At 60.6% G+C, this 444-nt stretch carries 1 pseudogene; it reads right to left on the bottom strand.

The window, feature by feature from the left end:
- Positions 1-444: pseudogene (locus IAE27_RS29370) on the bottom strand (transketolase); the annotation flags it as partial.

Genomic DNA, 444 nt, shown 5'->3' with positions numbered 1-444 from the left:
CTGCGACGCTTTACGGCTGGCGATTTTCGCCGGGTTAGCCTGCAGCTTCGCGATGAATTCGTTCGCTTTCGCGTCGAAATCAGCCGGCATCTCGCCTTTCATACGGCGGGTGAATTCTGCTGCTTCCTGCGGGAAGGCTCTGGCGTAGGCGGCGAATTTCTCGTTCCACGCGGACTCTTTCGCCTGACCGGCTTCTTTCGCATCCCACCGGGCATAGATTTCAGACGGGATTTCAAACGCCGGGTGTTTCCAGCCGAGCGCTTCGCGGGTCAGCGCGATTTCCGCGTCGCCCAGCGGCGCGCCGTGGGAGTCGTGGGTACCGGCTTTGTTCGGCGAACCGAAACCGATGATGGTTTTGCACATCAGCAGGGACGGTTTGTCGGTGACCGCACGCGCTTCTTCCACCGCGCGTTTAATCGAGTCAGCATCGTGACCGTCAACGCC

It is taken from the genome of Klebsiella sp. S69 (genome assembly GCF_016516145.1).
GTDB lineage: Bacteria > Pseudomonadota > Gammaproteobacteria > Enterobacterales > Enterobacteriaceae > Klebsiella > Klebsiella oxytoca.
Note: the sequence above shows the minus strand (reverse complement) of the source record. Positions and strands in the feature narration are given on the sequence as shown.